The organism is Rhodococcus sp. IEGM 1379 (assembly GCF_030056815.1).
In the GTDB taxonomy this organism is placed as follows: Bacteria; Actinomycetota; Actinomycetes; order Mycobacteriales; family Mycobacteriaceae; genus Rhodococcus_F.
Genome location: NZ_JASHKR010000003.1, coordinates 36,845 through 63,696 on the forward strand (window position 1 = coordinate 36,845; position 26,852 = coordinate 63,696).

Sequence of the window (26,852 nt, forward strand, 5' to 3'; positions counted from 1 at the left end):
CGAACAAACGTGCGGGCCACTGCTATTTCAGCAGTGGCCCGCACGTCTCTATGCGTACGGCACCGAATTCTTCGGACGCCCGACGCGCAAATTCCTCGGAATTCTCGCCGCCGATCCCGGCGGGCATCGATCCCAGCAACGGCACGCCGGTGACCGACACGAGGTCGTCTCGATTACACCGCTCCGCCAAGTCTGGATCCCCAGGCCAGGAACCGATGACCAACCCGGCACACCGAACACCCCCACTTGCCAGCGCTTCGACGCTCAGAGCGCTGTGGTTGAGAGTGCCCAAGCCAGATGCGACCACCAGAACCGCCGGTGCCTCCAACTCCGCTGCAACGTCGCGAATGGTGAATCCGCCGAGGCCGAGGCGGACCAGCACGCCACCGGCTCCTTCGACCAGTGTCAGATCGTGTGCAGCATCCAACTCTCGGGCCTTGTCCACTACCTCGTCGAATGTGAGCATCGGCAGACCGCTGCGCCGCGCCGCGGTATCGGGGGCTAGCGGATCCGGATACCGCGCTAGTTCGACCAAGCTCGCCCCGCCGCCGGTCAGTCGATCGATCTCGGCCAGATCCCCGGCCCCACCGGGTTCGACCCCGGTTTGCGCGGGCTTGAGCACGGCGACCGACTTACCGGACTGCAAGGCAGCCGACGCCAATGCCGCTGTCACCACAGTCTTTCCGACATCAGTCGATGTGCCCGTCACGATCAGAATGCTCATACGCGCGCGCCTTCCAAGACCTCACCGAGCACACTGCTGATCACAGCCATCTCTGCTTCGGAGATAGTTGCCCGAGCCGTCAGACGCAGTCGCGACGTCCCCGCGGGGACGGACGGTGGACGGAAGCAGCCGACATGCAGACCCAACCGTCGACATTCATCGGCCGCATCGTACGCCCGCTGGGGGTCACCGAGAACCACTGACACAACAGCAGATTCAGGCTTTCCGACGCCGGCGATCGTTGCCAGTTCCGACGCCCGATCCAACACGTCGCGGGCTCGCGTCGGCTCCCGGCGGAGAATTGCCAGCGCTGCCCGGGCCGCTCCCACTGCTGCGGGCGCCAGTCCGGTATCGAAGATGAAGGTTCGGGCGGCGTCGATCAGATGGGCGCGAATCTTCTGGTATCCCAACACAACCCCGCCCTGACTGGCGAGGGATTTCGACAATGTTGCCGTCACCACGACGTCCGGTTCGCCCGCCAATCCGACCTCGTGCACCAACCCGCGGCCACCATTTCCGCGTACCCCAACCCCATGTGCCTCGTCGACGAGCAGAAGGGCGCCATATTCGCGCGCGACCTCGTGCATCTCCCGCAACGGCGCCAGGTCACCGTCCGCACTGAACACGGAGTCCGTGACTACGAGCGCACGCTCCTCGGTTCTGGTTCTCAATTGCTCCGCAAGAAAGTCCACATCGGAATGCGGTGCCACAACGACACGGGCGCGGGACAACCGGCAGGCGTCGACGAGCGAGGCGTGCGATCCGGCGTCGGAGATTATCAGTGATCCGGGACCTGAAAGTGCCGTTACAGCACCGAGATTCGCGGTGTACCCGGAAGAGAAAACCAGCCCGGCGTCGGCTCCGACAAACTCTGCGAGCTCGAGTTCGAGCAATTCGTGTTCGGTGGTGGTTCCGGTGACCAGGCGTGAACCGGTAGCACCGGCGCCCCAGCGTTGCAGCGACGCGATCGCACCCGCGACCACGTCGGGATGACGGACAAGACCCAAGTAATCATTGGAGGCGAGGTCGATCAGCGGAGCGTCCGCTGACCGCGGCCGGAGTTCGCGGCGCAACCCGGCCGCTCGGCGATCCGATTCGACGGCGGTGAGCCAGTCCAACGACGTGTTCATTTTTCCGACCATACTTGAACACCGTTCAAGCCACTAGCTAAGGTGCACCGGTGCACACAATCGGACTGGACTCGACAACCGTCTCCGCCATGGACGCCGAGCACCTCTGGCATCCGTACGGGGCATTTCCTGCCACTACCCGGCCGCTCGTCGTCGACAGCGCCCAGGGAGCAACGCTGACGCTGGCCGACGGCCGTCAACTCGTCGACGGCATGAGTTCGTGGTGGGCCGCAATTCACGGGTACCGCAATCCTGTACTCGACGCCGCCGCGACAAGACAACTGAGCAAGATGAGCCACGTCATGTTCGGCGGTCTCACCCATGAACCAGCGGCCAGATTGGCGCAATTACTCGTCGAGATCACCCCCGACGGACTCGACAAGGTCTTCCTCTCCGATTCCGGCTCCGTGGCCGTCGAAGTCGCGGTCAAGATGTGCCTGCAGTACTGGCGCAGTCTCGGAAAACCGTCGAAGAATCGGCTGATGACCTGGCGCGGCGGTTACCACGGCGATACCTTCACCCCGATGAGCGTGTGCGATCCCGACGGCGGCATGCACTCACTCTGGACCGACGTCCTCCGGGCACAGATCTTTGCCGACGCTCCCCCGACCGACTACCGGCCCGAGTACGTCCGGCATCTCGAAACGCTGCTGGCCGCGCACCACGACGAACTCGCGGCGGTCATCATCGAACCGGTGGTGCAGGGAGCCGGCGGCATGCGATTCCACGACCCGGAGTATCTCGTCGACCTCAGGACACTCTGCGACAACTACGACGTCTTGCTCGTGTTCGACGAAATCGCAACCGGATTCGGCCGAACTGGCGAACTTTTCGCTGCCGATCACGCCGGCGTCAGTCCCGACGTCATGTGCGTCGGAAAAGCCCTGACCGGTGGATACATGAGTTTGGCCGCCACTCTGTGCACCACCGAGATGGCCGAAATCATCACAGCCGGTGACGGCGGCGGACTGATGCACGGACCGACATTCATGGGTAATCCACTGGCCTGTGCAATAGCCGTCGCATCAACCGAACTCGTGCTGGCAATGGACTGGCGACGTGACGTGCGAAATCTGAAGCGCAGACTCACTCACGGATTGGCCGAAGCCATCTCGATCCCCGGCGTCGTGGACGTTCGAGTGCTGGGCGGAATCGGAGTGATCGAACTGGATCACCCGGTAAACATGCAGACCGCCACCGACGCCGCCGTCCGCTCCGGAGTCTGGCTGCGCCCTTTCCGCAACGTCGTCTACACAATGCCGCCGTACCTCTGTTCCGGAGCGGAGGTGGAACAGATCACAGCCGGAATGCTCGAGGTAGCGCGTAGTCAACAGGAACGCTCTCTCGTCGGGCGATAGGGTTCGGTCATGGAGCACCCGCCGACCGAACTCACTCCCCTTGCCGTGTGGCCCGGCAGCGCGTATCCCCTCGGTGCAACTTACGACGGTGCGGGAACCAACTTTTCACTGTTCTCCGAGGTCGCGGATGCCGTCGAACTGTGCTTGATCGCCAAGGACGGAACCGAAACCCGAATCCGCCTCTACGAAGTGGACGGGTACGTCTGGCACGCGTACCTACCGTCCGTATCCCCCGGCCAGCGATACGGCTATCGGGTTCACGGGCCATACGATCCCGCTGCCGGTCACCGCTGTGATCCCAGCAAATTGTTGCTCGATCCCTACGGCAAGGCATTTGCCGGAGACTTCGACGGAGATCGGTCGCTGTTTTCGTACGACGTCGAGGCTGTTGCGGAACCGGAGCCGGAGCCGGAGCCAGAACCCGGCGACGAGGCTGAAGACTCCGAGGTTCCTATCGACCCTCCCAGCGACGACGACTCGGATGCACTGGTAGACGAACCTGTGACAATCTCGTTCCCTCAACATGATTCACTCGGTCACACAATGTCGACGGTGGTCATCAACCCGTTCTTCGACTGGGCGTCGGATCGCTCGCCCGGGCGCCCGTACCACGAGACCGTCATTTACGAAGCGCACGTCAAAGGCATGACGGCCACCCACCCCGGTGTCCCGGAAGAACTTCGAGGAACGTATGCCGGACTTGCACATCCGGTGATCATCGAGCATCTGACCAACCTCGGAATCACCGCAATCGAACTGATGCCAGTCCATCAGTTCATGCACGATCAGGTCCTTCGCGATCGGGGACTGCGAAACTACTGGGGTTACAACACCTTCGGCTTTCTGGCCCCGCACACCGACTATTCGTCGGCTGTGAAACCCGATGCAGCAGTATCTGAATTCAAGGCAATGGTGCGCAGCTTCCATCAGGCCGGAATCGAAGTCATCCTCGACGTGGTCTACAACCACACCGCCGAGGGCAACCATCTGGGCCCCACCATCAGTTTTCGCGGCATCGACAATGCCGCCTACTACCGGCTCGTCGACGGCGACAAGGCCCACTATATGGACTACACGGGCACCGGCAACAGCCTCAACGCCCGCCATCCGCACACCCTGCAGCTGATCATGGACTCACTGCGGTACTGGGTCACCGAAATGCATGTCGACGGATTCCGCTTCGACCTCGCGTCGACTCTCGCCCGAGAACTGCACGACGTCGATCGCCTGTCCGCGTTCTTCGATCTGGTGCAACAAGATCCGATCGTAAGCCAGGTCAAACTGATCGCCGAACCCTGGGACGTCGGCGAAGGCGGCTACCAGGTCGGCAACTTCCCCGGACTGTGGACCGAGTGGAACGGCAAGTACCGCGACACCGTCCGCGACTACTGGCGAGGAGAACCGGCGACGCTCGGCGAATTCGCCTCACGCCTCACCGGATCTTCCGACCTCTACGAAGCGACCGGCCGACGGCCGGGTGCAAGCATCAACTTCGTGATCGCCCACGACGGGTTCACGCTCCACGATCTTGTCTCGTACAACGACAAGCACAACGAGGCCAATGGAGAGAACAACAACGACGGCGAATCTCATAACCGATCCTGGAACTGCGGCGTCGAAGGCCCGACGGACGACCCCGAAATCCTCGAACTGCGCGGCCGCCAGAGCCGCAACATCCTTGCCACTCTGATGCTGAGCCAGGGAACTCCGATGCTCGCGCACGGCGACGAGATGGGGCGCACCCAACAAGGCAATAACAATGTCTACTGCCAGGACTCCGAGTTGTCGTGGATGGACTGGTCGCTCGCGGAGACCAATGCCGATCTTATCGAGTTCACCAAGCGCGCCATCGCATTACGCGCAAAGAACCCCGTGTTCCGGCGTCGACGCTTCTTCGAAGGACAACCTATCCGGAGCGGTGATCAGAGTCGCGACATCGCCTGGCTCACTCCGGCCGGCGAAGAAATGACGCCGGCCGACTGGGACAGCGGTTTCGGAAAATCGTTGGCCGTCTTCCTCAATGGCGAGGCAATCCCCGAACCCAACTATCGCGGCGAACGAATCACCGGAGACTCATTTCTTTTGTGCTTCAACGCGCATTACGAGCCTATGGAGTTCTCGACTCCGAACTCGGACTACGCATCGGAATGGACTGTGGTCCTTGATACCTCGGCGCCGACCGGCGAGAGTGGTGTCGTGATCAACGCTGGATCGATTCTCGACGTCAAAGCCCGCGCATTGATGGTCCTTCGCCGGACAGACTGAGGAGAACACAATGGCGCCGATCACCAGCACATACCGACTGCAGTTGCGGCCCGACGCCTTCACCCTCCGTGATGCTGCGAAGTTGGTCGATTACCTTGACGAACTGGGTGTCTCGCACCTCTATCTGTCCCCGATCCTGACTGCGACCTCCGGATCAACGCATGGTTACGACGTCACCGATCCGACGACGGTTTCCGAAGGGCTCGGCGGCCGAGATGCGTTGGTTGAACTCGCTCGTCGCATCCACGAGCGCGGCATGGGGTTAATCGTCGATCTGGTACCCAATCATGTCGGCGTCGCCAAGCCACAGGAAAATGCTTGGTGGTGGGATGTTCTCACGCACGGAAGGTCTTCGGAGTACGCAGATTTCTTCGACATCGACTGGGACCGCGGCAACGGCGCTGACGGGAAACTCGCACTCCCGATGCTGGGGAAACCTTCAGATCTCGAGGCCCTTCAGATCGACCACAGCAACGGCGCACCGCTTCTCGCATTCTACGAACACCGGTTCCCGATCGCGCCGGGAACCGAATCGGTTTCGCCTAGCGAGGTTCACGAGCGACAGTCGTACCGCTTGGTCCCGTGGAACACCGGAATCAGTACCTACCGGAGGTTCTTCACGGTCAATGAACTGGCTGCACTTCGCCAGGAAGACCCTCGTGTTTTCGAACTGTGCCATCGCGAACTGAAATCCTGGGTCGACGAGGGATTGATCGACGGAGTTCGGATCGACCATCCCGACGGACTGACCGATCCCGCAAGCTATCTCGTACAACTACGTGAACTTATCGGCCCTGACCAATGGATCGTGATCGAGAAGATTCTCGGGCACACCGAACCTCTCGATCCACTACTCCCCGTCGACGGCACCACCGGCTACGACGCTTTGAATCAACTCGGCGGCGTTTTTGTCAATCCTGGTGCCGAACACGAATTTTCCGAACTGTCGGCGGCGCTGACCGGCAACGACGGCGATCGTGCGTGGCTCCATCACACGGAGCGGCAGTTGAAACGGGAGACGGCACGAGGTGAGCTTGCGCCCGAGATCCGCCGACTAGTGCGTGCGATCCAACTCGAAACCGGAGGCCTGTGCAGCGACAAGGAGTTGAATGATGCCGTCGTCGTAGCCGTCGCCCGAATGCCTGTGTATCGCTCCGACTACAGTCCGCTCGCCGGCCTGGCGGCTCATATTTTCGGTGAGATTCACGAGCTCGCGCCCGGCTACGAGGTGCCGTTCAATGCTCTGACACAAGCGCTTTCCAGCGGCGGTGAGGCTACCATCCGCTTCCAACAGGTCTGCGGCGCCGTGATGGCCAAGTCTGTCGAAGATCGATTGTTCTATCGGACTGCGCGTTTGATCTCCCGACAAGAAGTTGGCGGCAATCCCGCCGCGTTCGCTGTCTCGGTTGCCGAATTCCATCTCGCCAACGCTGATCGCGCACGCCTGTGGCCCAAAACCATGACCACCCTCTCCACTCACGACACCAAACGCGGAGAAGACGTTCGCGCGCGCATCAGTGTGCTGTCCCAGATGCCGACGCTGTGGTCTCGGCTGCTTCGGGATTGGGAAGAGGCGGCCCCCAGTCCTGACGCATTGACGGGATTGTTCTTGTGGCAGAACCTCGTCGGGGTCTGGCCTGTGGGTGCACCAACACCCGATTTCCGTTCACGTGTTCACGCCTACGCGCAAAAGGCGATCCGCGAAGCCGCATTGCGGACCTCCTGGAACTCGCCTGATTCGACGTTCGAGACTGCCGTTCACCGTTGGATCGACGACGCCATCGACGGCTCGGTCGGAAAGTCGATTTCGGAACTGGTGTTGCGTATCGCACGTCATGCATGGTCGGACTCGTTGGGCCAGAAGCTCCTTCAGATCTGTGGTCCCGGAATACCCGATATCTACCAGGGCACGGAACTGTGGGAGGACTCCCTTGTCGACCCCGACAATCGCCGACTGGTCGACTTCGACATCCGGAAGTCGTTGCTCGATAGTCCTGCGACTCCCGTCGACGCCACCGGCGCTGCGAAGTTGCGTCTCGTCCGAACAGCGTTGCAGCTCAGGCGTGAGAACCCCGACTGGTTTATCGGCGGAACCTACCGGCCGATTCTCGCGTCGGGTGCCGGATCCGGCCACGTCATCGGATTTTCTCGGGGTCCGGCGGGAGCTGACCCGACCGTCATCGCGGTGGCCACACGCCACTCGATGGTTCTAGCCGATCACGGCTGGGGAGACACAACGCTGAATCTTCCGGACGGTGACTGGACAGACATTCTGACCGGGCGCCCAGTCACGTCGAATCGGATGCTGACCATCCTTGCCGGCGGTCCGACGGCACTGTTGGTCAGAACCGATTCGTAATGTAATTCCGCTGAACGGACAAAGCTCCTCCTTAGCGTCGTTCGTCGCGCTAACTTTTCAGGACAAGTCCATTCGTCATTTCGGAGGTTGTACAGAGATGTCATCAAATCGCTACGCCGGCAAGGTCGCATTCATCACAGGAGCGGCTCGCGGCCAGGGCCGCGCCGAAGCAATTCGCCTCGCGCAGGAAGGTGCCGACATCATCGCCGTCGACGCCTGCATCCAGTTCGATTCCACCGCCTATGCCGGTGCCACCGAAGACGACCTCGCCGAGACTGTCGAACTGGTCAAGGCACTCGATCGTCGGATCATCGCCACCAAGACCGACGTTCGTGACTTCTCGGCACTCTCCGCCGCGCTCGATGCCGGTATTGCCGAACTCGGCCGACTCGACGTCGTCGTGGCCAACGCCGGAATCTGTTCTGCCAACATGTCGTGGGAAATCACGCCCGAGCAGTGGCAGGAAACGTTGGACGTCAACCTGACCGGCGTCTTCTACACCGCCAAAGCCGCAATCCCGCACCTCATCAAACAGGGCACGGGCGGCTCGATCATCTTCACCAGTTCCGTTGCCGGCCTGCGCGGACTCCCCTTCCTCGGCCACTACGTTGCCAGCAAGCACGGCATCACCGGACTTGCCAAGACCATGGCGTCGGAGTTGGGTCAGTACAACATTCGGGTCAACACCATCCACCCACACGGTGTTGCGACCGGCATGCAGATGACCGATATGCAGCCCCTCATCGCTGCCCACGCGCACACCCTCGGCCCGATCTTCATGCAAACACTGCCCGATCCCGTCAGCCAGCCCGAGGATATCGCCGCCGCTGTCGCATTCCTCGGATCCGACGAGGCACACCACATCACGGGCATCGCAATGCCACTGGACCTCGGAACCCTGATCCGCTGATCGCCTCGGAGTGTCCGAATTCCCGTGCGGCGCAGGGCGAACCGCACGGGAATTCGGACACTCACCGCCTCTCAGCTACCACTGGCAACCCCAAGTGACAGACTCAAGGTCGCTATCGTGGGATCGGGACCGGCAACCGAACATTCACGTTGATGTGACAATGCTGTCACTAATCCATCGCGTGCATGCTCGACAGAATTCGTCGTGTTCTCCGTGCCACATAATTCGGGGAAAAAGGTGCTGAATAATTCCGAGAATCACAGTGCTACGCGAGGTCGCTCAGTGTCTCCCTGACGACGGAAATTAGTGCTCGCCCGCGCCCCGGTCGAGCCGGGTCGGCTCGGTCGAGCCGGGTCGGCTCGGCGTTCGTCGACTCCGTCTTCACCGAAGCGAGCGACCCCATACCCGATGACGATCGTTGTCAAGCCATCTCAGGTACGTGCAGATGAGCGATCGCCAGCTCGAACTCACCTAACTCGAGCAATCGCGCACCGGACTCACGGATTCCCGAAGTTCTGATGGTCTCGGACTCCTCTCGATTGCCATTCATCGCAGCGGCGCTGTCGAAGGTCACCGACGACACGGCGCGACCGGCAGCAGGATCGACCAGCAGGCTGGCACTGCAGAACCCCTCGAGCTCTTCCATCGCGGGCAGGGAGGCCATCTTGTACACGTCGACGGCGCGCTCCAGATGGCCCGGCTCGACCTGAAGCCACGCGACCCTCACGCAAGCACCGCGGCGTGATCGATGATCGCGGCGCAGGACGGCGATGTCCCACCGCGCAACCGCGGCAGTGCCATGGAAGACCTCAGCCATGCCGGCACGGAGCTGCAGCACTGGGCCTTCGCTCGCGCGAAGGAAATCCTCGTCCGTCCAGGAACTGGTGGCGATGCACCGGCCGGAACTGCGGTCGACCAGCAGGGACAGTCCGGCGCAGCCGTCGATGCCAGCGAGCGCGGGCATCACGGTATCGCGCATGTGCTTGATCCCTACGTCGATGAACGACGGCTGCGCATCAATGGTGGTAGAGCGTGCATACACGATCGACACCCTTCTCCTCGGGCGGCGCCTCGACGGCGCCGACGGGTCAATCCCCCTCTCTCACACTCCTCCACAGGACCGAGACGAAGCAATGATGAAAACGGAGCTGTGCGCGAATTGTCCGGGCAGCTGTCGGGCACCGGGTGCCCTATCGAGGCGCCCGCAGCACAACAAGCCGCCGAAGATGTCGCCAAACAGCTGTCGTTGCAAAGTTCGACAGCCCGTTCGTTCGAAGAACCTAAGACGGGGCATCGGAAGACTCACATGCGCGTTGTTTGTCGCTCGACCGTTCCGGGCCTTGCAGCCGCGCATACGCATCCGAGACGGACAGTTGTTGGCGCGCTGTGGATAGCGTTCGGTCAACGATCCCGCACCGGAGCTGCAGACGCGGCCGACCCGCGGACACCAGTAGTCCGTTTTTGTCGATCACCGGCGTGGGCGGTCAGCGGGATCCAGTAGCCGGAGCCGTCGGCGAGAAGCCGGCGCGGCGGTGTACGAGGCGCTCGGGGGTGGCACTCTCTGCCGATCGGGATGCAAATTCCCTTGCGGCGCGGGGCAAACCGCGCCGCACGGTGAATACACCGGTGCCGCGAGAAAGCGCTGGACCAGTAAAACCGTGCCGTAATCACCTAATCGCTATCTGGGAGCCTGTCACGGAAGGTCAGTGTGGCGGTCAAGCCGGAAAAGAGGATATCCAAGCCCCGTTCGAGTTCAGCGGCTCCGTCGTAGGAGGCCAGAACCGGCGCGAGGCCGCGCACCATCGGGAATTCCCTGATCGGAAGCCGATGCAGACCCAGCCGAAGCAAGTGATCTGATTCGTCGGGTCGTTCGACGCGTTCTTGCAGCTCTTCGAGGACATGTCCGTAAAGGAAACCGAACAAGGCCCGGTAAATGCTCAACCCGTCGCGGGGGGCGAAGCCTGCTCGGCTGAGCAGACTCAGGATGTCTTCGAGCGGGCGCAGGGTCCCGAGCGGCCGCAGCCCCAGAGGGGTCGCTAGCGGCCGCGTGAGCAATAGTGGAACTACGTGAGGATGTGCGAGCGCCAACCGGCGAAACCCCCGGGCAATCGAGCGCAGCTGAGTTATCCAGTCGCCGTCGTCGGTGCACGTTTCGACGACAAGCTGGTCGATGACCCTCTCCGCGACCCCGTCGAGGAGCGCTGCTTTGTTGGGCGCATGACGGTACAACGTCATCGGATCCCGCCCGAGGGCCTTTCCGAGGCGCCGCATCGAAAGTCCCTCGATGCCATCACGATCGAGTATTTCGAGCGCCGAGGCAAGGATGTGCTCTCTGGTGAGCGCGCCACCGTCTGAGCCGATGCCGTCTGAGTCGCTGCCGACGGGACCGGCGCTGCGATGTGTGGATGACTCAGCCATCGCGGTCTCCTTTCGGCTACCTATCACTGTAGGCCGAAAGTGTAGATATACACCGTTGACACCTAAGGAAACTCGGCGTTCACTGGATAGTGCACGTAGGCCCTGAGAGGCCATCATGATCATCCTCTTCGGACTGATCGCCCCGATTGCTGTCGGCGTCATCGGACGTTGTTTTACAGCATCGCTATCGGAGCGCTAGCCGTGTCGGAGCTGAGTCCGACCAACATAGTCGGGCTGAGCCTGCCAACACCAGCGGAAGAAGATTCCCACCATGAATACGGGTAAGAAGATCGCACATTCAGCCGAGGCTGCCAAGGGTTCGGTGAAGAAGGTCGTCGGCCGGGCAACCGGAAATCGCAGACTAGAGGCCGAGGGACGTGTCGATCAGGCAAAGGGCAACCTCAAACAGTCCGGCACGAAGGTCAAGGACGCCTTCAAACATTAGATCCCACAACCGATATCCGAATGCGCCGTACAAAGCGCCACGCATCCGACCTACCCTGAAATCAGGTAGTCATCATGATTATTCTCGGCATCATTCTCGCCATCGTGGGCGTGATAATCAGCGTCCCCATCCTGTTATACGTCGGGATCGCACTGATCCTCGTCGGAGCGGTGATGGAGATCATGGGGTCGATGGGCCATGCGGTGGGCGGCCGACGCCATTACTACTGACCACCTTCCATCATTCGACCACGTCATGACGTCCGCGGTCGCGGGAACCACTGCAGGAAAACACTTATGGCGATTTCCGACATCAAAGAATACGCACACCTTTCCGCGGCAGACGTCGAGTCGCTGAGCGACGAACTGAACAGCATCCGCCGATCGGTAACCGAATCGCTCGGCGAAGCGGATGCCTCATACATCTACCGAACCATCGCCTTCCAGCGAGTGCTCGATATCGTTTCGCGACTGATGATCCACGGCACCACAACCAAGCCCGCGTGGGTAATCGGGACAGCAACTCTCGGTGTTGCCAAGAGCGTGGAGAACATGGAGATCGGCCACAATGTCTCCCATGGCCAATGGGACTGGATGAACGACCCCGAAATTCACTCCGGCGCCTGGGAGTGGGACATGGTCGGACTCTCTTCGCAATGGCGCTACTCCCACAACTATCGTCACCACGTGTTCAGCAACGTCGTCGGGATGGACGAGGACTTGGGCTACGGCGTCATTCGCATCACCCGAGACCAGCCGTGGCGGCCCGAAAATCTACTGCAACCGCTGCGAAATCTGTTGCTGGCGGCCACGTTCGAATGGGGAATCGCCCTGCATAGCCTGTATTCCGAACGGGACCGTGCGGATGCCGCGAAAACCGACCACACGCGAGCATTGATTGGCAAGATCGCCCGCCAGGTGGGTAAGGATTACCTTTTCTTTCCCGCTCTCAGTGGACGTCGCTGGCGGCGAACTCTGGCCGCGAATCTGACCGCGAATGTGCTTCGGAACGTCTGGGCTTATGTGGTGATCTTCTGCGGGCATTTCCCCGACGGCGCCGAGAAGTTCACCCTCGCAGAACTCGAGAACGAGACTCGGGCGGAATGGTACTTGCGACAAATGCTCGGCACAGCCAACTTCCGTGCCGGAAGAGTGATGGCATTCCTGAGCGGCAACCTCTGCTACCAGATCGAACATCACCTTTTTCCAGATCTCCCCAGCAACCGCTACGCGGAGATCTCCATCCAGGTGCGCGCATTGTGCGAAAAATACGATCTGCCCTACACCACCGGTTCCCTTACACGGCAATATCTTCTGGTACTTCGTACCATTCACAAACTGTCACTGCCTGACAGGTTTCTCAGTTCGACTTCGGACGATGCTCCGGAGACTGCTTCCGAACTGAAATTTCGGACCGCCTTCCCAACGTCGACAAGAGCAATTCCGGACCCTCGGGTTGGGCTCCGAACCGCGCTGCAACGGATGTCCATCGACCGTCGCGCCCGCAGGCGGACGAATTCATCCCTCGAACGGTCCGATCGCCGTGCCTGACACCGACCCACCCCGCCCGTCCACTGCGAATTCTTCATCGGACTCGTACGACAACTCGTCGTCCACCGCGGGACGGGTGGCTCAGAACAGCGTCTTCGAACACTTCGCACGCGCAGGCTTCGTCGTGAGCGGAATCGTCCACCTGATCATCGGCTATATCGCCATCCGCCTCGCCCTCGGCGGAGGGGGCAGCACCGCCGACCAATCCGGTGCCCTGGCGGAATTGGCCGGCAAGCCGGGCGGTGCCATTGCGCTGTGGGTGGGTACGGTCGCGTTCACGATCATGGGGCTTTGGCGGCTCGCTGAAGCTGCGCTCGGCAGCTCCTCGACTCCCGACGCCGACAGCACGACCGCCGAAGTAATCGATCGGGTCAAAGCCTTCGCCCTGGCTGTGGTCTACTTCGCGTTCGCCTTCTCAACATTCGGATTCGCGCGCGGCAGCGGAAAGTCCAGTGGCGGACAGAGCGCAGGGATCACCACGCGTCTGATGCAATCCGGCGTCGGCACGGCCGCACTAGTTGCCGGCGCGCTGATCATCGTCGCGATCGGCGGTTACCACGTCTACAAGGGTGTCAGCCAGAATTTCCTCGAAGACCTAGAGGGCACCACCGGCCGTCTCGTGCAGTGGCTGGGCACCGTCGGATACATCGCGAAGGGACTGGCCATCGCGGCTGTCGGGGTGCTGCTAATCCTGGCCGTCAGTCAATCGGAACCGAACAAGGCGACTGGACTCGACGGCGCATTCAAAACCCTTGGCGCGCAGCCTTACGGGGTCGCGCTCCTCGCCGTTGCCGGCCTCGGCATCATCACCTACGGCCTCTACAGTTTCGCGATGGCCCTATACACCAAGATGTAGCTGGACACTATCGGGCAACCCACAACCAGCCGAGCTTGCTCGTTCCTACCGGCAGATGATCGATTGAAGGGAATATCGGTTCCCTCCGAGCCGGTTGTACGACACATGACCAAAACTGTTGTAGCGCAGACATACGGAACGCCCGAAATTCTGAAGCTGATCGACGTGGAGGTTCCGTCGCCCGGGCAAGGGGAAGTACTGGTCGACGTCAAAGCAATCGGCGTCAATCCTTTCGACTACAAGCTTTACAGCGGCGCATTCGGCACCGACCCGAGTAAGTTGCCCATCCACCTCGGCGGTGAGGCCGCTGGAATCGTCTCGGCGATCGGTGCTGACGTCACCACTGTTTTCGTCGGCGACGAGGTAATCGTCAGCCCCGGGAATGGCCTGTACTCCGAACAGGTAGTTGTCCCGGCCACATCACTCACACCGAAACCGGCCTCGATCAGCTGGGAACAGGCCGCTGGCCTCCTCCTGGTGGGCGGCACCGCCGTCGACGCACTCGACACGATCCGGGTCAGCTCCGGCGACACCGTCCTGATCCATGGCGCATCCGGTGGTGTCGGAGCACTAGCGGTTCAACTTGCGGTAGCCCGCGGTGCCACCGTGATCGGAACAGCCGGACCCGCCAATCAGGAGTACGTCCGCTCTCTGGGCGCGACGCCGGTCCTCTACGGCGACGGACTCGAAGGGCGAGTTCGCGAATTGGGTTCTATCGATGCAGCTTTCGATACCGCGGGCACGGACGAAGCCGTCGACGCCTCCCTGGCGCTGGTGGCGGACAAATCTCGTATCGTCACGATCGTGGCATTCGGACGCGCACAGGAAGATGGCTTCCTCTCCGTCGGCGGAGGAACTCCGGAGAGCGCGCAGGCGCGCCTGAATGCGCGGGCCGAACTGGCCCAGCTTGCCGGATCCGGACGGTTGAATGTGAAGATAGCCAAGACTTTTCCTCTTTGCGATGCCGCGGAGGCACATACCGAATTACAGAATTCGCACCCAGCCGGAAAATTCATCCTAATTCCGTAGGTACTCGCGCTAGCGCACGACGAGGCCCCTCGTTACAAAGGGGGGCACTTGTGGCCATCATGATTAACATCAAATAATGGCCATAAACGGCCACGCCGAACTACTCCACACAGCCTAAATGTCCGATATATTCCACTTCGGTGGTTGCCTCACGCGATCGCTATGCACCCCAGAACGGGGCGCGAAGAACCGGAAGGCTACACACCTGTGACTGTTCTCGATCGGCTACGCCCACACCAGCGACGGTCCCGCACCGCTGCGACATTCGGCACCGCTGCGCTCGCACTCACGATGACTCTAGGTGGTGCGATCGGTACTGCCGCCGCGGCGGCGGACGGGGTGCCGGTATCACCCGCCGGGCACGTCACAGGTTGGGGATATAACGACTCCGGGCAAGCCACCGGACCCTCCGGCGATTTCACCGCAGTCTCCGCGGGCGGCAAACATTCACTCGCGCTGACTAACGACGGCCACATCAAGACCTGGGGAGACACCACCCGCGGGCAGGCCAACAACACCCCGACCGACGGCGGATACACCGCCATCTCCGCCGGCAGCAGCCATTCACTCGCGCTGACTAACGACGGCCACATCAAGACCTGGGGAGCCACCAGCTGGGGGCAGGCCGACGGCATCCCGACCGACAGCGGATACACCGCCATCTCCGCCGGTCAAGACCATTCTCTCGCGCTGACCGCCGACGGCCACATCAAAACCTGGGGCAACCTGGGCGCGCAGACCACCGGCGCACCCACCGACGACGGATACACCGCCATCTCCGCCGGCGGCAACCATTCCCTCGCACTCACCGCCGACGGCCACATCAAAACCTGGGGCAACAACGATTACAGGCAGGCCGATGGAATGCCAGCCGACGGCGGATACACCGCCATCTCCGCCGGCGGCAACCATTCCCTCGCACTAACCGCCGACGGCCACATCACCATCTGGGGAGATGCGAGCATGGGGCAGCGTATGGGCGCACCCACTGACGGCGGCTACACCGCTATCTCTGCCGGTACCTGGTATTCCGCCGCCCTGAGCTCCGACGGCCAGATCACCACCTGGGGACTCAACAACATCGGGCAGGCAGCGGCCGGTGTTGGCTACACCGCCATCTCCGCTGGCGGCGGGCATTCTCTCGCACTGAATCCGCTGTCAGCTCCCACCCTCGCCGGGACACCGCCGGCCGGTGCGATCGACCAGCCTTACAACTACGCCTTCACCGTGACCGGATACCCCGCCTTCACTGTCACCTCCACCGGGACATTGCCTGACGGACTGATACTCACCGAAGCCGGAGTATTGTCCGGAACCCCGACCAAGACAGGAACATTCACCTTCACCGTGATCGCCTCCAACAGCGTGGGCGATTCCGATCCCTTACCGGTGACGATGGAGGTTACCGAAGCCGCCCCGCCGTCGACCGGGTCTCTCGATTTCCTCGGCCCGATTTTCGGATCCTGACAGCGAGCGCGAGTCGCCGCTGAGCGAACGCGCCTTTCGTTCTATCTAAGGCGACGAGAGGTACGTTCGCTCTGGCGCGGGCGGTTCGATACGGATAACAGCCTCCTTCCGTCCACCCCCACGCACCGCGCCGACACCGGCCACGACTACGCACCCAATTCCGGCCACCGCCAAGAGGCTCGGCACCTGGTGCAGCAGGACAAAACCGATCAACTGTACGAAAGCGGGTTCCAGACTCATCAGGGTCCCGAACGCAGCTGCCGAGAGCCTTCGCAGCGAAACCATTTCCAAGGCAAAGGGAACGACGGGTAACAGGATCGCGAGTCCGCTGCTGGAGGCGATCCCCCTGTGGTCGACGCCCTGGGTCTGGGAATTCCAGATAATGCGACGGTGCCACACGTCAACCTCGGCTCGTATGCCGAGAGGCCGTGGATAGTGAACTCACGAAACACGGCCGACGAGCGAGCCGTCCGCACTCTTGCATCACTTGCGTGGTTCACACCCCGGATCACTCATCAGATCGACAGTCTCGATCTGGTCGAGCTACTGATCCTCGACCGATACGGCGTTGGACTCATGCCCGCCGAACGCAAAACCCGCCCGGGCGTACGGATCATGCCTCTCGCTGACCCTCCAGTCATCCTCACGGCTTATGCCGTGACGCGACGCGGACGATCGTCGTGGCCACCGCTTCGGCTCGTGCTCGATGGACTGATGAAGTACCGCTGAATCAGGCGCCGCCGGCTTCGCCGTCGAGGCGCTGCTGCTTGCCGATCCGACGCTGAGATTCAGCTCTCTCACGGCACTGGCGCAAAAACTCTTCGTCGGCAGCCCGATCCTGTGCCAATGCCCGTCCGGGACGCTCGTATTCGCTGTATCCGGTTGGCCCGACGTATCCAGCCGGCGCGTTGTGGCCGCGCCCGACGATCAGCCACAGAACCGAACCCAATGTGGGGAGGAAGATAATCACCAGAATCCATACAACTTTGGGCAAGTGCTGGATGTGCGCATCATCGCGAGTGATGGCGTCCACGATGCAGAAGATCCACAGCAACATCGTGATCAATCCGAATAATGCGTAAGGCACGCTTCTTTTCCTCCTGGGTTCGAAAACTCTCGTCATGCTAACGAGAACAAACCAATTAGTACATAAGATTGGCGCGAATATTGAACTCGAGCCAACTTCGATAGTCGTCGATACCCCACCCACTGGTGCTGCGAAGTTGCTGATGCAGTTGCGGCGAGACCAGTGCCGCGAGCACTCCGGCCGCCTTCTCCACCGAGATGTCACGACGGATCAACCCGTGTTCCGCAAGCCCTTCGGCAATCGACATCGCATTGACCGACGACTGCTCGGATGTCTCGAGAGCTAGTCGACGCATTTCTGCATCGGCCCCCGACGATTCCACCGCCACCATCATCAATGTGCCTGCACGCTCGAGCAGTCCGATGCCTTGTTCGACGATCTGCGAAACCAGCCTGCGAACGTCATCGGGATCCGACGCGATCGCACGCACACCCGAATCCGATGTATCCAAGTCCGCGTCGAGCGCATGCGCCAACGCCGCTTCGAAAATCTCGAGCTTGCCACCCGGATACGCGGTGAACACCGTTCGCGGTGCAACTCCCGCGACCGAGGCAATGTCTTTGGCTGTCGCCCCGACATAGCCCTTCTCGACAAAGAGTGCAGCACCGGCGTCACGGATCAACTCACGCGTTCGACGGGCCGCATCGATCCTCACTTGCGAACTGTAGTGCCGTTTCTCGCTCACGCGGAGCACTCTATCTGTATTCAATACAGTCTTAACGCAAAGAAAGAAACTTGCAGTTCAGCAGCTATTTCTTCGGATGATCTATCCAACCGTCACTGCCCGGAAACACCAATACTTCATGGCCGTCGTCGTAACGCACAAGATACGGCGGAGCACCGTTCTCCCCGTGCACTTCGATCACTTCGGCCGACGTCTCGGCCTGACCGACAACCCGACCTTGCACATGTAGACGATCACCTACCTGGGCATGCATGAATTTCCTCCCTCGAGCGAACACTCTCCTTGCGTGTTCCCCACCGAGGCGCCTCATAACCCGCAGACCTCGCGGTGACTGAATCCACACCACCCAGATGTGGCGCCCAAGTGGTGAACAGTGGTTCACTTGATGGTGAACAATCATTCACCGCACTGGAGGGAAGGCACGCCCCTTGGCTCTGCACTCGGCACCGTCGACACCCCCTGTCGCTCCGCTCGCCCCGGCCACCCGCCGTTCCAGTCGACTGATTACCGCCATTCTCTGCCTGTCCGGAACAGTCGTTGCGCTGCAGCAGACGATGGTGATTCCGCTGCTCCCCGACTTTCCGAAAATTCTCGGAGTCAGTTCGGACAATGCGTCGTGGCTCGTAACCGTGACGCTGTTGACCAGCGCCGTGGCAACACCGATCGTGTCGCGACTCGCGGACATGTTCGGCAAACGCCGAATGATGTTGATCTCAATGACGATGATCATCATCGGATCACTGATCGCCGCCGTCGGCGGCACGTTTGTCACGCTCCTGATCGGACGCGGATTACAAGGGTTCGCGATCTCGATGATCCCGGTCGGCATCAGCATCATGCGCGACGAACTGCCCAAGGAAAAGGTCGCGTCGGCAACCGCCTTGATGAGTGCGACCCTCGGAATCGGTAGCGCCCTGGGACTACCACTGTCCGGCTTCATCTTCGAACAGTTCGGCTGGGAAGCGATCTTCTGGCTCTCGGCCGCGGTCGGTGCACTTCTGATAGTCGCAGTCGCCCTCGTCATCCCGGAATCGAGTGTCCGAACCCGCGGGAAATTCGATTTCCTGGGTGCCATCCTGCTCTCCATTGCCCTGACCGCCCTCCTTCTGGCGATCTCCAAAGGTGCGCGCTGGGGTTGGACCAGTGAGCCGACAATCCTGATGTTCGGCCTCGGATTCGCGGTACTGGCAGTGTGGTTCCCGTACGAACTTCGCGTGACCCAACCCATGGTCGATCTACGAACATCGGCAAAACGGCCGGTCCTCCTGACCAACCTTGCCTCCGCTCTGGTCGGATTCTCGATGTACGCCAACAACCTTTCGACGACGCAGCAGTTGCAGATGCCCAAGATCTCCGGCTACGGGTTCGAACTCGGCGTCATGGCAGCCGGTCTGTGCATGATCCCCGCGGGCCTCGCGATGGTCTTCTTTGCACCCGTCTCCGCCAAGATCACCAAAGGGTTCGGCACGAAGATCACGCTGATGGTCGGCGGCGCAGTCCTCGCCCTCGCATATGTCGCCCGCGTTTTCCTCACTGGTTCGATTCCGTTGATCGTGATCAGTGCTGCCGTCGTGAGTATCGGTACCGCCATCGCATATTCGGCAATGCCGATGCTGATCATGCGGTCTGTGCCGATCACCGAAACCGCGTCCGCCAACGGACTCAACTCACTGCTGCGCTCGGTCGGCACTTCCATGTCCAGCGCCGTGGTCGCGGCCATGCTCACTGCGATAGTCATCCCCGCCGGGCCTGGCGAAGGATTGCCGGCACTCGGCGCATTCAAGAATATCTTCTGGCTCGCCGCCCTTGCCGCAGTAGGCGCAGTCATTGCGGCGGCATTCATTCCGCGGTACGGCGCCAAACCTGAATCCGCATTGCCACCCGTCACGCCCGAGGGATTCGAAATCCCCTCCGCCGAGAATGAAATCGTTGTAGCCGGGCGTGTGGTGCGCGATGATCAGAGACCAGTCAAGCAAGCCGTGGTCACAGTCATGGACATGGACGGCCAACCCGTGGATTGGAGCCGCGCCGACAACGAGGGCGTGTTCTCGTTGGCCCTACGGGAACCCGGACGCTACCTCGTGATCACCAGCGCCGACGGGTGGTCCCCCACATCGCAGGTCCTCACCTTCGAAGACGCACAATCGACGCACACCGTGACGTTGGGCCAGCGGCTCACGATCTCCGGGACAGTCAGTGTCGACGGACTGTCCATCGCGGGAACCATTGTCACGCTGACCAAACCGACCGGTGAATTCATCGCCTCGACCCTCACCGATGAGACCGGACACTACGGAATATCGCTACCGGCTTCCGGGCGGTACATTCTCACCGCACTCGCACCTGGCGGTATGGGTTCACAGGCTCGGCAGATTGCCGTGATTGCGCAATCGACCTCGGTCGACTTCGACGTTCCCCTCGACTCGGCACTTGTCTCCCAGTCTGACCACTGATTCAGTCATTCACTCACGAAGCTCGACCGCGCCTTCGTCGTATGCGAGGACCTGCAGCCCTTGGTTTCGGAATCAAAGGTCAGCAGCAGAGAGGGTGACCCTCAGCTCCTGCCACAGACTGGACCACAGCTAGGTCCACCGGCCAAGCATGCCGAAAAACCTTTCCTCCCAGCAAGGTTGGGGACCACAGCCGACATTGCGCGGTCCAGAACTAGATGCGACTGGACACCGTACGGCACTCCCGAGCATTTTTCGTCGGCAGCGAAAGAAGCTGTCCGGCAACAGTCACGTCAGACACATAGAAGCTTGTGTGTCACATCACAGTGTGGTTAAGTAATGGGACCAGCCGGTCGCATAACTGTTCCATTCGGACCTGGGAACCTGACTGAAAGGGATTCGAATGAGGGCACAGGCAACCAATAGCAATGATGAATTGACCCGCGCCGGCCGAGCAACACCACGCTTCGGTCTCAACTGCGCACTCAACGTCGAAACCCCTCACCACGGTGCCAAGACAACCGACTAGGCAAGGCACGATGCAACGGTTAACCGAAGCCGTCAACCCCCAGATCGGGAAGAGTGATGACGAACCCTCACACGCGGGGTCGTATCGAACTGCATCACCGATAGCCTGACCGAACCGAATTTTGCTGCACACCAAGTGAATCGAACAACACAGATACTTAACGAAGGACATCGACCGACCCCTCGTTGCACAAACGACCCATCCCTCCCCGACCCGTGTCCAGGGAGGAAACTCTCGTCACATCTTCCTTGGAGCCCGTGTGAACACATCGACTACCCGTCAACGCCTCGAGCGTGACCGCACATCCGAATCCAGCGACGCACCCTACGATTTGGCATCACTGACTGAACTGCCGGTAACCCCGGCACGGTACCCATGGCGTCTGGTTGGTGGTGCAACCGTGCTACTGCTACTCGCGATGTTCGTGAGCGGACTGCTGACAAACCCCGCCTGGGACTGGAAAACGTTCAGCGAGTGGCTCTTCGAGAAATCGATCATGAACGCTGTTCTCCTGACATTGCAGCTGACACTCTTCGGTGGTGTCATCGGCTTTGCCGGCGGTGTCGTCTTGGCGATGATGCGATTGTCCAGCAATCCCATACTCCGCGCCACCAGTTGGAGCTACGTGTGGTTATTCAGATCTATTCCGCTCATCGTCCAGTTACTTTTCTGGGGCAACATATCGTACCTGTACTCAACATTGAGCATCGGAATTCCCTTCGGTCCGTCGTTCGCAGAGATCCCCACCCTCCATCTGATCAGCGGAGTGGGTGCAGCGATCATCGGATTGAGCTTGCATGAATCCGCATACGCTGCTGAAATCGTTCGCTCAGGCATACTTTCAGTAGATCAGGGGCAGCTGGAAGCTGGTACGGCACTGGGAATTCCGAAGTTTCGCCAATTCCGTCGAATCATTTTCCCACAAGCCATGCGCACCATCCTCCCTAACGCTGCAAATTTGATCATCAGCTTGCTCAAGGGCACATCCGTTGTATATGTCCTCGCCATCGGCGAGCTTTTCTACCAAGTTCAGGTGATTTACGGCGGTAGCGGTCAGATCGTCCCGCTTCTCATGGTCGCATCCGTCTGGTACGTGATCTTGGTATCCGTCATGTCAGTGGGCCAATTCTACCTGGAGCGGCACTTCTCCAAGGGAGCACTACGCACACTACCGCCCACGCCGTTACAAAAATTGAGGATGCAGATGACTACGCTCACAAAACTGGGTGCCCGATGAATCCTGTTGTCGAGGTTTACGACGCGCACAAGAGTTTTGGTGCCAACAAAGTGCTCGTGGGAGTCAGTCTCACTGTCGATGCCGGAGAGGTCGCTGTCATCCTCGGACCGTCAGGGTCAGGAAAGTCAACACTCCTGCGCGGCATCAACTTTCTGGAAAAACTCGACTCCGGATACATTCGCGTTTCAGGAGAGCTCATCGGGTATCGAGTCAGCGGAAAACGCATACGCGAATTAAAAGCTGGCGACCTCCTCAAACAGCGCTCGAACATCGGATTCGTGTTCCAGAACTTCAACCTCTTTCAGAACATGACTGTTCTGGAGAACATCGTCGAAGCTCCGATCGCAATCGGCCGCAAGTCTAAATCCGATGCTCACGATTTGGCCGTAGAGCTACTCGATCAAGTCGGACTCTCGGACAAAAGCTCGGCGTACCCCCGGCAACTCTCCGGCGGCCAGCAACAGCGTGTAGCCATCGCCCGCGCACTGGCGCTTGAACCCGAGTTGATCCTGTTCGACGAACCCACTTCAGCGCTCGACCCGGAATTGGTCGGAGAGGTCCTCGATGTCATGAAGAAGCTCGCCCGTTCGGGCACGACGATGATCGTTGTTACACACGAAATCGGATTCGCCCGCGAAGTCGCGGACAGGGTCATCTTCATGGATGGCGGGCAGATAGTCGAGCAGGGTCCACCGAGCCAAGTCCTGGATCACCCCCGACAAGGACGCACCAAAGACTTCCTCTCCCGGGTGCTCTGAAACAGCACCAATAATCAACTGCCACAAGACTTCATCAACCAATTCCCCTGCTGCAGAGCAGGAAATAACACTTGCCGAGGAGCAGAAAATGACAACGACAACACAGCGCTATCGACGGATAGCGACAGGCCTGAGCGTGATGGCTGTAGTCACCGCCCTCACTGCCTGCTCCGCACCCGTAGACAGTCGGTCGGCATCCGCCGCCACCGACGATCAGTCCACTCTGCCCCAGGACCAAGAGCCAATCATTCCGGCAAAAGTCGACGCCATCGCCGCCGAGGTGCCAGCTACCGTCCGCGAAAGAGGCACACTGATCAACGCAATCGGTGCTGCCCCGAACGGCGCTCCCCCGCTCGCCTTTGTCGGAGCGGACAACAAGACACTGGTCGGACTCGATCCCGATATCGCAGCGCTGGTAGCCGGCGTGCTCGGACTCAAGCTCGAGATCGTCAACACGTCCTACGAAAACCTGTTCCTCGGACTCGCAAGCGGCAAATACGATTCGAGCATCGGCAACATCACCATCACACCGGCGAGGTTGGAATCCTACGATATGGGCTCGTACCGAAAGGATTTGGCCAGCTTCGAAGTAAAGAAGGACTCCGGACTCCGGATCACGACTCCAGAAGAAGCATCCGGCAAGGTCATCGCAACAAAGGCTGCGACGACACAGGACAAGTTGCTACAGCAGTGGAACGTCGATCTTGCCGCCAAGGGTCTCGCACCGATTGACATAAAATACTTCGCGACGTCCGCTGCCAGCCTTCTGGCATTACAGTCCGGTGCTGTCGACGCGTACCTCACCGTCGGCGCGACTGCAGCACACGAATCCGCGCTCCCCGATTCCAAGATTGAGGTCGGCGGACAACCCGCAAACGTCAATCCGGGCATCATCGGCACCGTGTCCATGCGCGGAAACGGAATGGCCAAGCCGATGTGCGATGCCATCAACCATGTGATCGACAACGGAGATTACGCGAAGGTCATGTCCCGATGGAACATGTCCGACTCGACGATTGAGAAGTGTGTAGTCAACACGCCGACAAGCTGATTCGCACTCAATCAAAAACTAGACCCCATCCTGACAGTCCCGACAAAATCACAATTCACCATGATTCGGAACAGAACTCGAGAGGCCACATGACTGAGGTACTTACCGCCGGCACTGTGCTGACAGGTTCGGCAGCTATCCCGGACGGCGTAGTAGTGGTTTCCGAGCGCAAAATCGCTTGGGTTGGAAGCGAAGTGGATCTTCCGCCTGAGTACGCAGGTATACATCGGAGCAACTACCCTGATTCGACGATCATGCCGGGAATGATCGATACGCACGTGCACCTCGCATTCGACGGCGGCCTGGATCCAGTCGCGCGCATGCGTGCGGAAGATGACAGACAGCAACTGGTGTTAATGCTTCACAATGCCAGTGCTTTGTTGAGTGCAGGTGTCACAACAGCACGAGATCTTGGCGCGCGATCCTTCCTCGATGTCACTGTCCGTGATTCGATTGATCAGGGCATAGCGTATGGACCTCGAATGTTGGTGACCGGTCCACCGGTGACCATTACCGGCGGACATTGTTGGTTCATGGGCGGCGAAGCCGACAGCCTCGACGACATACGCAAGATCGTGCGGACCCATCACAGGGAGGGCGTCGATCTGATCAAGGTCATGTCATCAGGCGGAATGATGACCAAAGGTTCGCTACCGTGGATCAACCAGTACACAGACGAGCATATGAAGGTCATTGTCGACGAGGCGCGCGTACTCGGTATGAAAGTTGCCGCGCACGCTCACGGCACCGATGCCGTCAGACTGGCCGTCGACGCCGGGGTGTCAACGCTGGAACACTGCACGTTTGTCAACGAAGACCATCGACACGTTTTCGACCGTGAACTTGCTGTGAAGATCGCGGCTGCAGGAATTTTTGTGTGCCCGACAATCAATCTGAATGCCGAAACGTACAGCGAACGTTTCGGTACGAAGATCGGCGAGAATTTGCCCGAGATGAAGCGTCTCGGCATCAGCATCGTGGCGGGCACTGATGCCGGCATCGTAAATACTCCACACGACGAATATGCCGGCGGATTGGAATACTTAGCATCGCTGGGCTTCTCCAACGAGGAAGTCATTGCGATGGCCACGCGCGACGCTGCAGAAGCACTCGGCATCGCCGGCACGACCGGCAGACTCGAGGCAGACTTCGATGCCGATCTACTGGTAGTCGACGGCGATCCGCGCGCAGATATCTCGGTTGTCCGCCGACTGTCACGCATCATTGCGCGCGGACGGGATTACCCGGTCATCAACCAGCCACGATGAAGTGACCAGATTGAGTCGACTTCCGTGCAACTAGCCGATTACAACGCAGCGTTCGTTCATTCACAGTGCCTCAAGGAGCTCCCATGTCAACGTCGGGTTCGGAACACCCCTTCGACCGGTTGTCGATCGAAGATCTTCGCCGGCGGAGCTCACTGAAATGGACGGCCCATCCAGAGGATGTACTCCCCCTCTGGATTGCCGAGATGGATTTCCCCACAGCCGAACCCGTGGTCGAAGCCCTACGCAACGCAGTCGAACACGAGGAGTTCGGCTATGCCCCACGCGGACAAAGTACGGATCTTCCTGCAGCAGTTGCTGATTGGCAATCGAGGCACTACGGTTGGACTGTAGATCCCGCTCGAGTACACATACTTCCCGATGTAGTTCACTCAATCGGGGTGGCGATCGAAACCTTCTCCCCGGCTGGATCCGGGGTCGTTATTCCGACTCCCGCGTACATGCCGTTCTTCGCGCTGGCACACAATCTGGAGCGTCCAGTCATGGAGGCTCCCATGCTCGGCCACGGTCTCGATGCCTCGCTCAATCTTCCCGCTGTCGAGGCCGCGTTCGCGCGCGGCGCCAAAACCCTCATCCTCTGCCAACCTCACAACCCGATCGGTCGCGTGTTCCGACGCGACGAACTTACGGCACTGAGCGCAATCGTCGATTCATACGGAGCTCGGGTCGTCTCCGACGAGATCCATTCTCCCCTGGTATTTCCCGGCGCCCAACACATTCCGTATGCAAGTATTTCCGAAACCACTGCAGCGCATACGATCACGGCAGTATCCGCGACCAAAGCCTGGAATCTTGCTGGGCTGAACTGTTCACAGGTGATCCTCTCCAACGATGCCGATCAGGAACGCTGGGAGTCGCTGTCGCTCCTGAAAACCCACGGCGCCACTCCATTCGGCATCCGTGCGAGCATTGCCGCGTACCGCGACGGCAGTGAATGGCTCGACGACGTGGTGAGCTACCTCGACGGAAACCGCCGCTTGCTGGCCGAATTGCTGGCAGATCGGCTTCCGGGAATCGGATACGTCGCGCCCGAAGCCACCTACCTCGGTTGGCTGGACTGCAGTGACCTGGAACTCAACACCGAGCCTGCTGATTTCTTTCTCCAACACGCCCGGGTCGCGCTCAGCGCCGGATCCCCTTTCGGACCGAACGGCCGCGGACACGCCCGATTCAACTTCGCCACATCTCGCCCGGTCATCGAACGGGCTGTGGCGGCCATGGCCGGCGCGCTCAAGCAGCGTCGGATCACTAAGTAACA

General features: G+C 60.4%; 23 protein-coding genes and 2 pseudogenes. 17 read left to right on the forward strand and 8 right to left on the reverse strand.

Annotation, left to right across the window (positions count from 1 at the left end; all coding sequences use genetic code 11):
- Positions 1-22: 22 nt before the first annotated feature.
- Together bioD and QM600_RS02755 are read right to left on the reverse strand one after the other, a co-directional pair.
- Positions 23-724: a dethiobiotin synthase gene (gene bioD, locus QM600_RS02750; RefSeq protein ID WP_283259953.1), complete on the reverse strand. Its 702-nt coding sequence runs from the start codon at positions 722-724 to the stop codon at positions 23-25.
- Positions 721-1,866: an 8-amino-7-oxononanoate synthase gene (locus tag QM600_RS02755; RefSeq protein WP_283259954.1), complete on the reverse strand. Its 1,146-nt coding sequence runs from the start codon at positions 1,864-1,866 to the stop codon at positions 721-723. The genes bioD and QM600_RS02755 overlap by 4 nt, the downstream gene beginning before the upstream one ends.
- A gap of 38 nt (positions 1,867-1,904) precedes the next feature.
- On the opposite strand from QM600_RS02755, the gene QM600_RS02760 reads away from it, so the two are divergent.
- The 4 genes from QM600_RS02760 to QM600_RS02775 all read left to right on the forward strand — a co-directional run bounded on the left by QM600_RS02760 (position 1,905) and on the right by QM600_RS02775 (position 8,746).
- Positions 1,905-3,212 carry an adenosylmethionine--8-amino-7-oxononanoate transaminase gene (locus QM600_RS02760; protein ID WP_283259955.1) on the forward strand — a complete coding sequence of 436 codons (1,308 nt, stop codon included), beginning with the start codon at positions 1,905-1,907 and terminating at the stop codon, positions 3,210-3,212.
- A 9-nt stretch (positions 3,213-3,221) separates the two neighbouring features.
- Entirely contained in the window at positions 3,222-5,477 is a 2,256-nt protein-coding gene (glgX, locus tag QM600_RS02765) for a glycogen debranching protein GlgX (protein WP_283259956.1), read from the forward strand.
- 10 nt (positions 5,478-5,487) lie between these two features.
- A complete protein-coding gene (gene treY / locus QM600_RS02770; RefSeq protein ID WP_283259957.1) occupies positions 5,488-7,836 on the forward strand; it encodes a malto-oligosyltrehalose synthase in 2,349 nt (782 codons plus the stop codon).
- Between the two features lie 97 nt (positions 7,837-7,933).
- Positions 7,934-8,746 carry a mycofactocin-coupled SDR family oxidoreductase gene (locus tag QM600_RS02775; protein WP_283259958.1) on the forward strand — a complete coding sequence of 271 codons (813 nt, stop codon included), beginning with the start codon at positions 7,934-7,936 and terminating at the stop codon, positions 8,744-8,746.
- A 421-nt stretch (positions 8,747-9,167) separates the two neighbouring features.
- On the opposite strand, the gene QM600_RS02780 is transcribed toward QM600_RS02775, so the two are convergent.
- Positions 9,168-9,797 carry a hypothetical protein gene (locus QM600_RS02780; protein ID WP_283259959.1) on the reverse strand — a complete coding sequence of 210 codons (630 nt, stop codon included), beginning with the start codon at positions 9,795-9,797 and terminating at the stop codon, positions 9,168-9,170.
- Between the two features lie 620 nt (positions 9,798-10,417).
- Complete coding sequence (locus QM600_RS02785; RefSeq protein WP_283259960.1) at positions 10,418-11,164, reverse strand: TetR/AcrR family transcriptional regulator C-terminal domain-containing protein; 747 nt, start codon at positions 11,162-11,164, stop codon at positions 10,418-10,420.
- A 271-nt stretch (positions 11,165-11,435) separates the two neighbouring features.
- Here QM600_RS02785 and QM600_RS02790 point away from each other — a divergent pair, with 271 nt between their 5' ends.
- The 6 genes from QM600_RS02790 to QM600_RS02815 all read left to right on the forward strand — a co-directional run bounded on the left by QM600_RS02790 (position 11,436) and on the right by QM600_RS02815 (position 16,511).
- The gene (locus QM600_RS02790) at positions 11,436-11,609 is read left to right on the forward strand and encodes a CsbD family protein (RefSeq protein WP_283259961.1); all 174 of its coding nucleotides are present in this window, start codon (positions 11,436-11,438) and stop codon (positions 11,607-11,609) included.
- Between the two features lie 74 nt (positions 11,610-11,683).
- Positions 11,684-11,839, forward strand: coding sequence for a DUF6131 family protein (locus tag QM600_RS02795; protein WP_283259962.1), 156 nt, complete (start codon positions 11,684-11,686; stop codon positions 11,837-11,839).
- Positions 11,840-11,905: 66 nt separating this feature from the next.
- The gene (locus tag QM600_RS02800) at positions 11,906-13,159 is read left to right on the forward strand and encodes a fatty acid desaturase family protein (protein WP_283259963.1); all 1,254 of its coding nucleotides are present in this window, start codon (positions 11,906-11,908) and stop codon (positions 13,157-13,159) included.
- Positions 13,152-14,015, forward strand: coding sequence for a DUF1206 domain-containing protein (locus QM600_RS02805; protein ID WP_502942849.1), 864 nt, complete (start codon positions 13,152-13,154; stop codon positions 14,013-14,015). The genes QM600_RS02800 and QM600_RS02805 overlap by 8 nt, the downstream gene beginning before the upstream one ends.
- 105 nt (positions 14,016-14,120) lie before the next feature.
- Complete coding sequence (locus QM600_RS02810) at positions 14,121-15,044, forward strand: NADP-dependent oxidoreductase (RefSeq protein ID WP_283259964.1); 924 nt, start codon at positions 14,121-14,123, stop codon at positions 15,042-15,044.
- 207 nt (positions 15,045-15,251) lie between these two features.
- Positions 15,252-16,511, forward strand: coding sequence for an RCC1 domain-containing protein (locus tag QM600_RS02815; protein WP_283259965.1), 1,260 nt, complete (start codon positions 15,252-15,254; stop codon positions 16,509-16,511).
- Between the two features lie 45 nt (positions 16,512-16,556).
- On the opposite strand, the pseudogene QM600_RS02820 reads toward QM600_RS02815, so the two are convergent.
- Positions 16,557-16,838, reverse strand: a pseudogene (locus QM600_RS02820) (EamA family transporter); the annotation flags it as partial.
- On the opposite strand from QM600_RS02820, the pseudogene QM600_RS02825 reads away from it, so the two are divergent.
- A pseudogene (locus QM600_RS02825) lies at positions 16,834-17,240 on the forward strand (LysR substrate-binding domain-containing protein); the annotation flags it as partial. The pseudogenes QM600_RS02820 and QM600_RS02825 overlap by 5 nt on opposite strands.
- 1 nt (position 17,241) lies before the next feature.
- On the opposite strand, the gene QM600_RS02830 reads toward QM600_RS02825, so the two are convergent.
- The 3 genes from QM600_RS02830 to QM600_RS02840 all read right to left on the reverse strand — a co-directional run bounded on the left by QM600_RS02830 (position 17,242) and on the right by QM600_RS02840 (position 18,536).
- Complete coding sequence (locus tag QM600_RS02830; protein WP_283259966.1) at positions 17,242-17,598, reverse strand: PLD nuclease N-terminal domain-containing protein; 357 nt, start codon at positions 17,596-17,598, stop codon at positions 17,242-17,244.
- Between the two features lie 55 nt (positions 17,599-17,653).
- Positions 17,654-18,253, reverse strand: a complete 600-nt coding sequence (locus QM600_RS02835) for a TetR/AcrR family transcriptional regulator (RefSeq protein ID WP_502942850.1) — start codon at positions 18,251-18,253, stop codon at positions 17,654-17,656.
- Between the two features lie 94 nt (positions 18,254-18,347).
- Positions 18,348-18,536, reverse strand: a complete 189-nt coding sequence (locus QM600_RS02840; protein WP_094273627.1) for a DUF1918 domain-containing protein — start codon at positions 18,534-18,536, stop codon at positions 18,348-18,350.
- Positions 18,537-18,711: 175 nt separating this feature from the next.
- Between QM600_RS02840 and QM600_RS02845 the strand changes: the two genes are divergently transcribed.
- The 6 genes from QM600_RS02845 (at position 18,712) to QM600_RS02870 (ending at position 26,850) form a co-directional block, all read left to right on the forward strand.
- Positions 18,712-20,736 carry an MFS transporter gene (locus QM600_RS02845; RefSeq protein ID WP_283259968.1) on the forward strand — a complete coding sequence of 675 codons (2,025 nt, stop codon included), beginning with the start codon at positions 18,712-18,714 and terminating at the stop codon, positions 20,734-20,736.
- 785 nt (positions 20,737-21,521) lie between these two features.
- Positions 21,522-22,499 carry an amino acid ABC transporter permease gene (locus tag QM600_RS02850; RefSeq protein WP_502942851.1) on the forward strand — a complete coding sequence of 326 codons (978 nt, stop codon included), beginning with the start codon at positions 21,522-21,524 and terminating at the stop codon, positions 22,497-22,499.
- The gene (locus QM600_RS02855) at positions 22,496-23,257 is read left to right on the forward strand and encodes an amino acid ABC transporter ATP-binding protein (protein WP_283259969.1); all 762 of its coding nucleotides are present in this window, start codon (positions 22,496-22,498) and stop codon (positions 23,255-23,257) included. Before QM600_RS02850 ends, QM600_RS02855 begins: the two co-directional genes overlap by 4 nt.
- 88 nt (positions 23,258-23,345) lie before the next feature.
- Positions 23,346-24,308, forward strand: coding sequence for a transporter substrate-binding domain-containing protein (locus QM600_RS02860; protein ID WP_283259970.1), 963 nt, complete (start codon positions 23,346-23,348; stop codon positions 24,306-24,308).
- Between the two features lie 89 nt (positions 24,309-24,397).
- Positions 24,398-25,576, forward strand: coding sequence for a metal-dependent hydrolase family protein (locus QM600_RS02865; RefSeq protein ID WP_283259971.1), 1,179 nt, complete (start codon positions 24,398-24,400; stop codon positions 25,574-25,576).
- A gap of 83 nt (positions 25,577-25,659) precedes the next feature.
- Positions 25,660-26,850: a MalY/PatB family protein gene (locus QM600_RS02870; protein ID WP_283259972.1), complete on the forward strand. Its 1,191-nt coding sequence runs from the start codon at positions 25,660-25,662 to the stop codon at positions 26,848-26,850.
- Positions 26,851-26,852: the final 2 nt, after the last annotated feature.

Bases quoted from the DNA above. Each gene is read 5' to 3' on its own strand.
- bioD (WP_283259953.1), bottom strand. From the start codon at position 724: ATGAGCATTCTGATCGTGACGGGCACATCGACTGATGTCGGAAAGACT.
- QM600_RS02755 (WP_283259954.1), bottom strand. From the start codon at position 1,866: ATGGTCGGAAAAATGAACACGTCGTTGGACTGGCTCACCGCCGTCGAA.
- glgX (WP_283259956.1), top strand. From the start codon at position 3,222: ATGGAGCACCCGCCGACCGAACTCACTCCCCTTGCCGTGTGGCCCGGC.
- treY (WP_283259957.1), top strand. From the start codon at position 5,488: ATGGCGCCGATCACCAGCACATACCGACTGCAGTTGCGGCCCGACGCC.
- QM600_RS02775 (WP_283259958.1), top strand. From the start codon at position 7,934: ATGTCATCAAATCGCTACGCCGGCAAGGTCGCATTCATCACAGGAGCG.
- QM600_RS02785 (WP_283259960.1), bottom strand. From the start codon at position 11,164: ATGGCTGAGTCATCCACACATCGCAGCGCCGGTCCCGTCGGCAGCGAC.
- QM600_RS02790 (WP_283259961.1), top strand. From the start codon at position 11,436: ATGAATACGGGTAAGAAGATCGCACATTCAGCCGAGGCTGCCAAGGGT.
- QM600_RS02795 (WP_283259962.1), top strand. From the start codon at position 11,684: ATGATTATTCTCGGCATCATTCTCGCCATCGTGGGCGTGATAATCAGC.
- QM600_RS02800 (WP_283259963.1), top strand. From the start codon at position 11,906: ATGGCGATTTCCGACATCAAAGAATACGCACACCTTTCCGCGGCAGAC.
- QM600_RS02810 (WP_283259964.1), top strand. From the start codon at position 14,121: ATGACCAAAACTGTTGTAGCGCAGACATACGGAACGCCCGAAATTCTG.
- QM600_RS02840 (WP_094273627.1), bottom strand. From the start codon at position 18,536: ATGCATGCCCAGGTAGGTGATCGTCTACATGTGCAAGGTCGGGTTGTC.
- QM600_RS02855 (WP_283259969.1), top strand. From the start codon at position 22,496: ATGAATCCTGTTGTCGAGGTTTACGACGCGCACAAGAGTTTTGGTGCC.
- QM600_RS02860 (WP_283259970.1), top strand. From the start codon at position 23,346: ATGACAACGACAACACAGCGCTATCGACGGATAGCGACAGGCCTGAGC.
- QM600_RS02865 (WP_283259971.1), top strand. From the start codon at position 24,398: ATGACTGAGGTACTTACCGCCGGCACTGTGCTGACAGGTTCGGCAGCT.
- QM600_RS02870 (WP_283259972.1), top strand. From the start codon at position 25,660: ATGTCAACGTCGGGTTCGGAACACCCCTTCGACCGGTTGTCGATCGAA.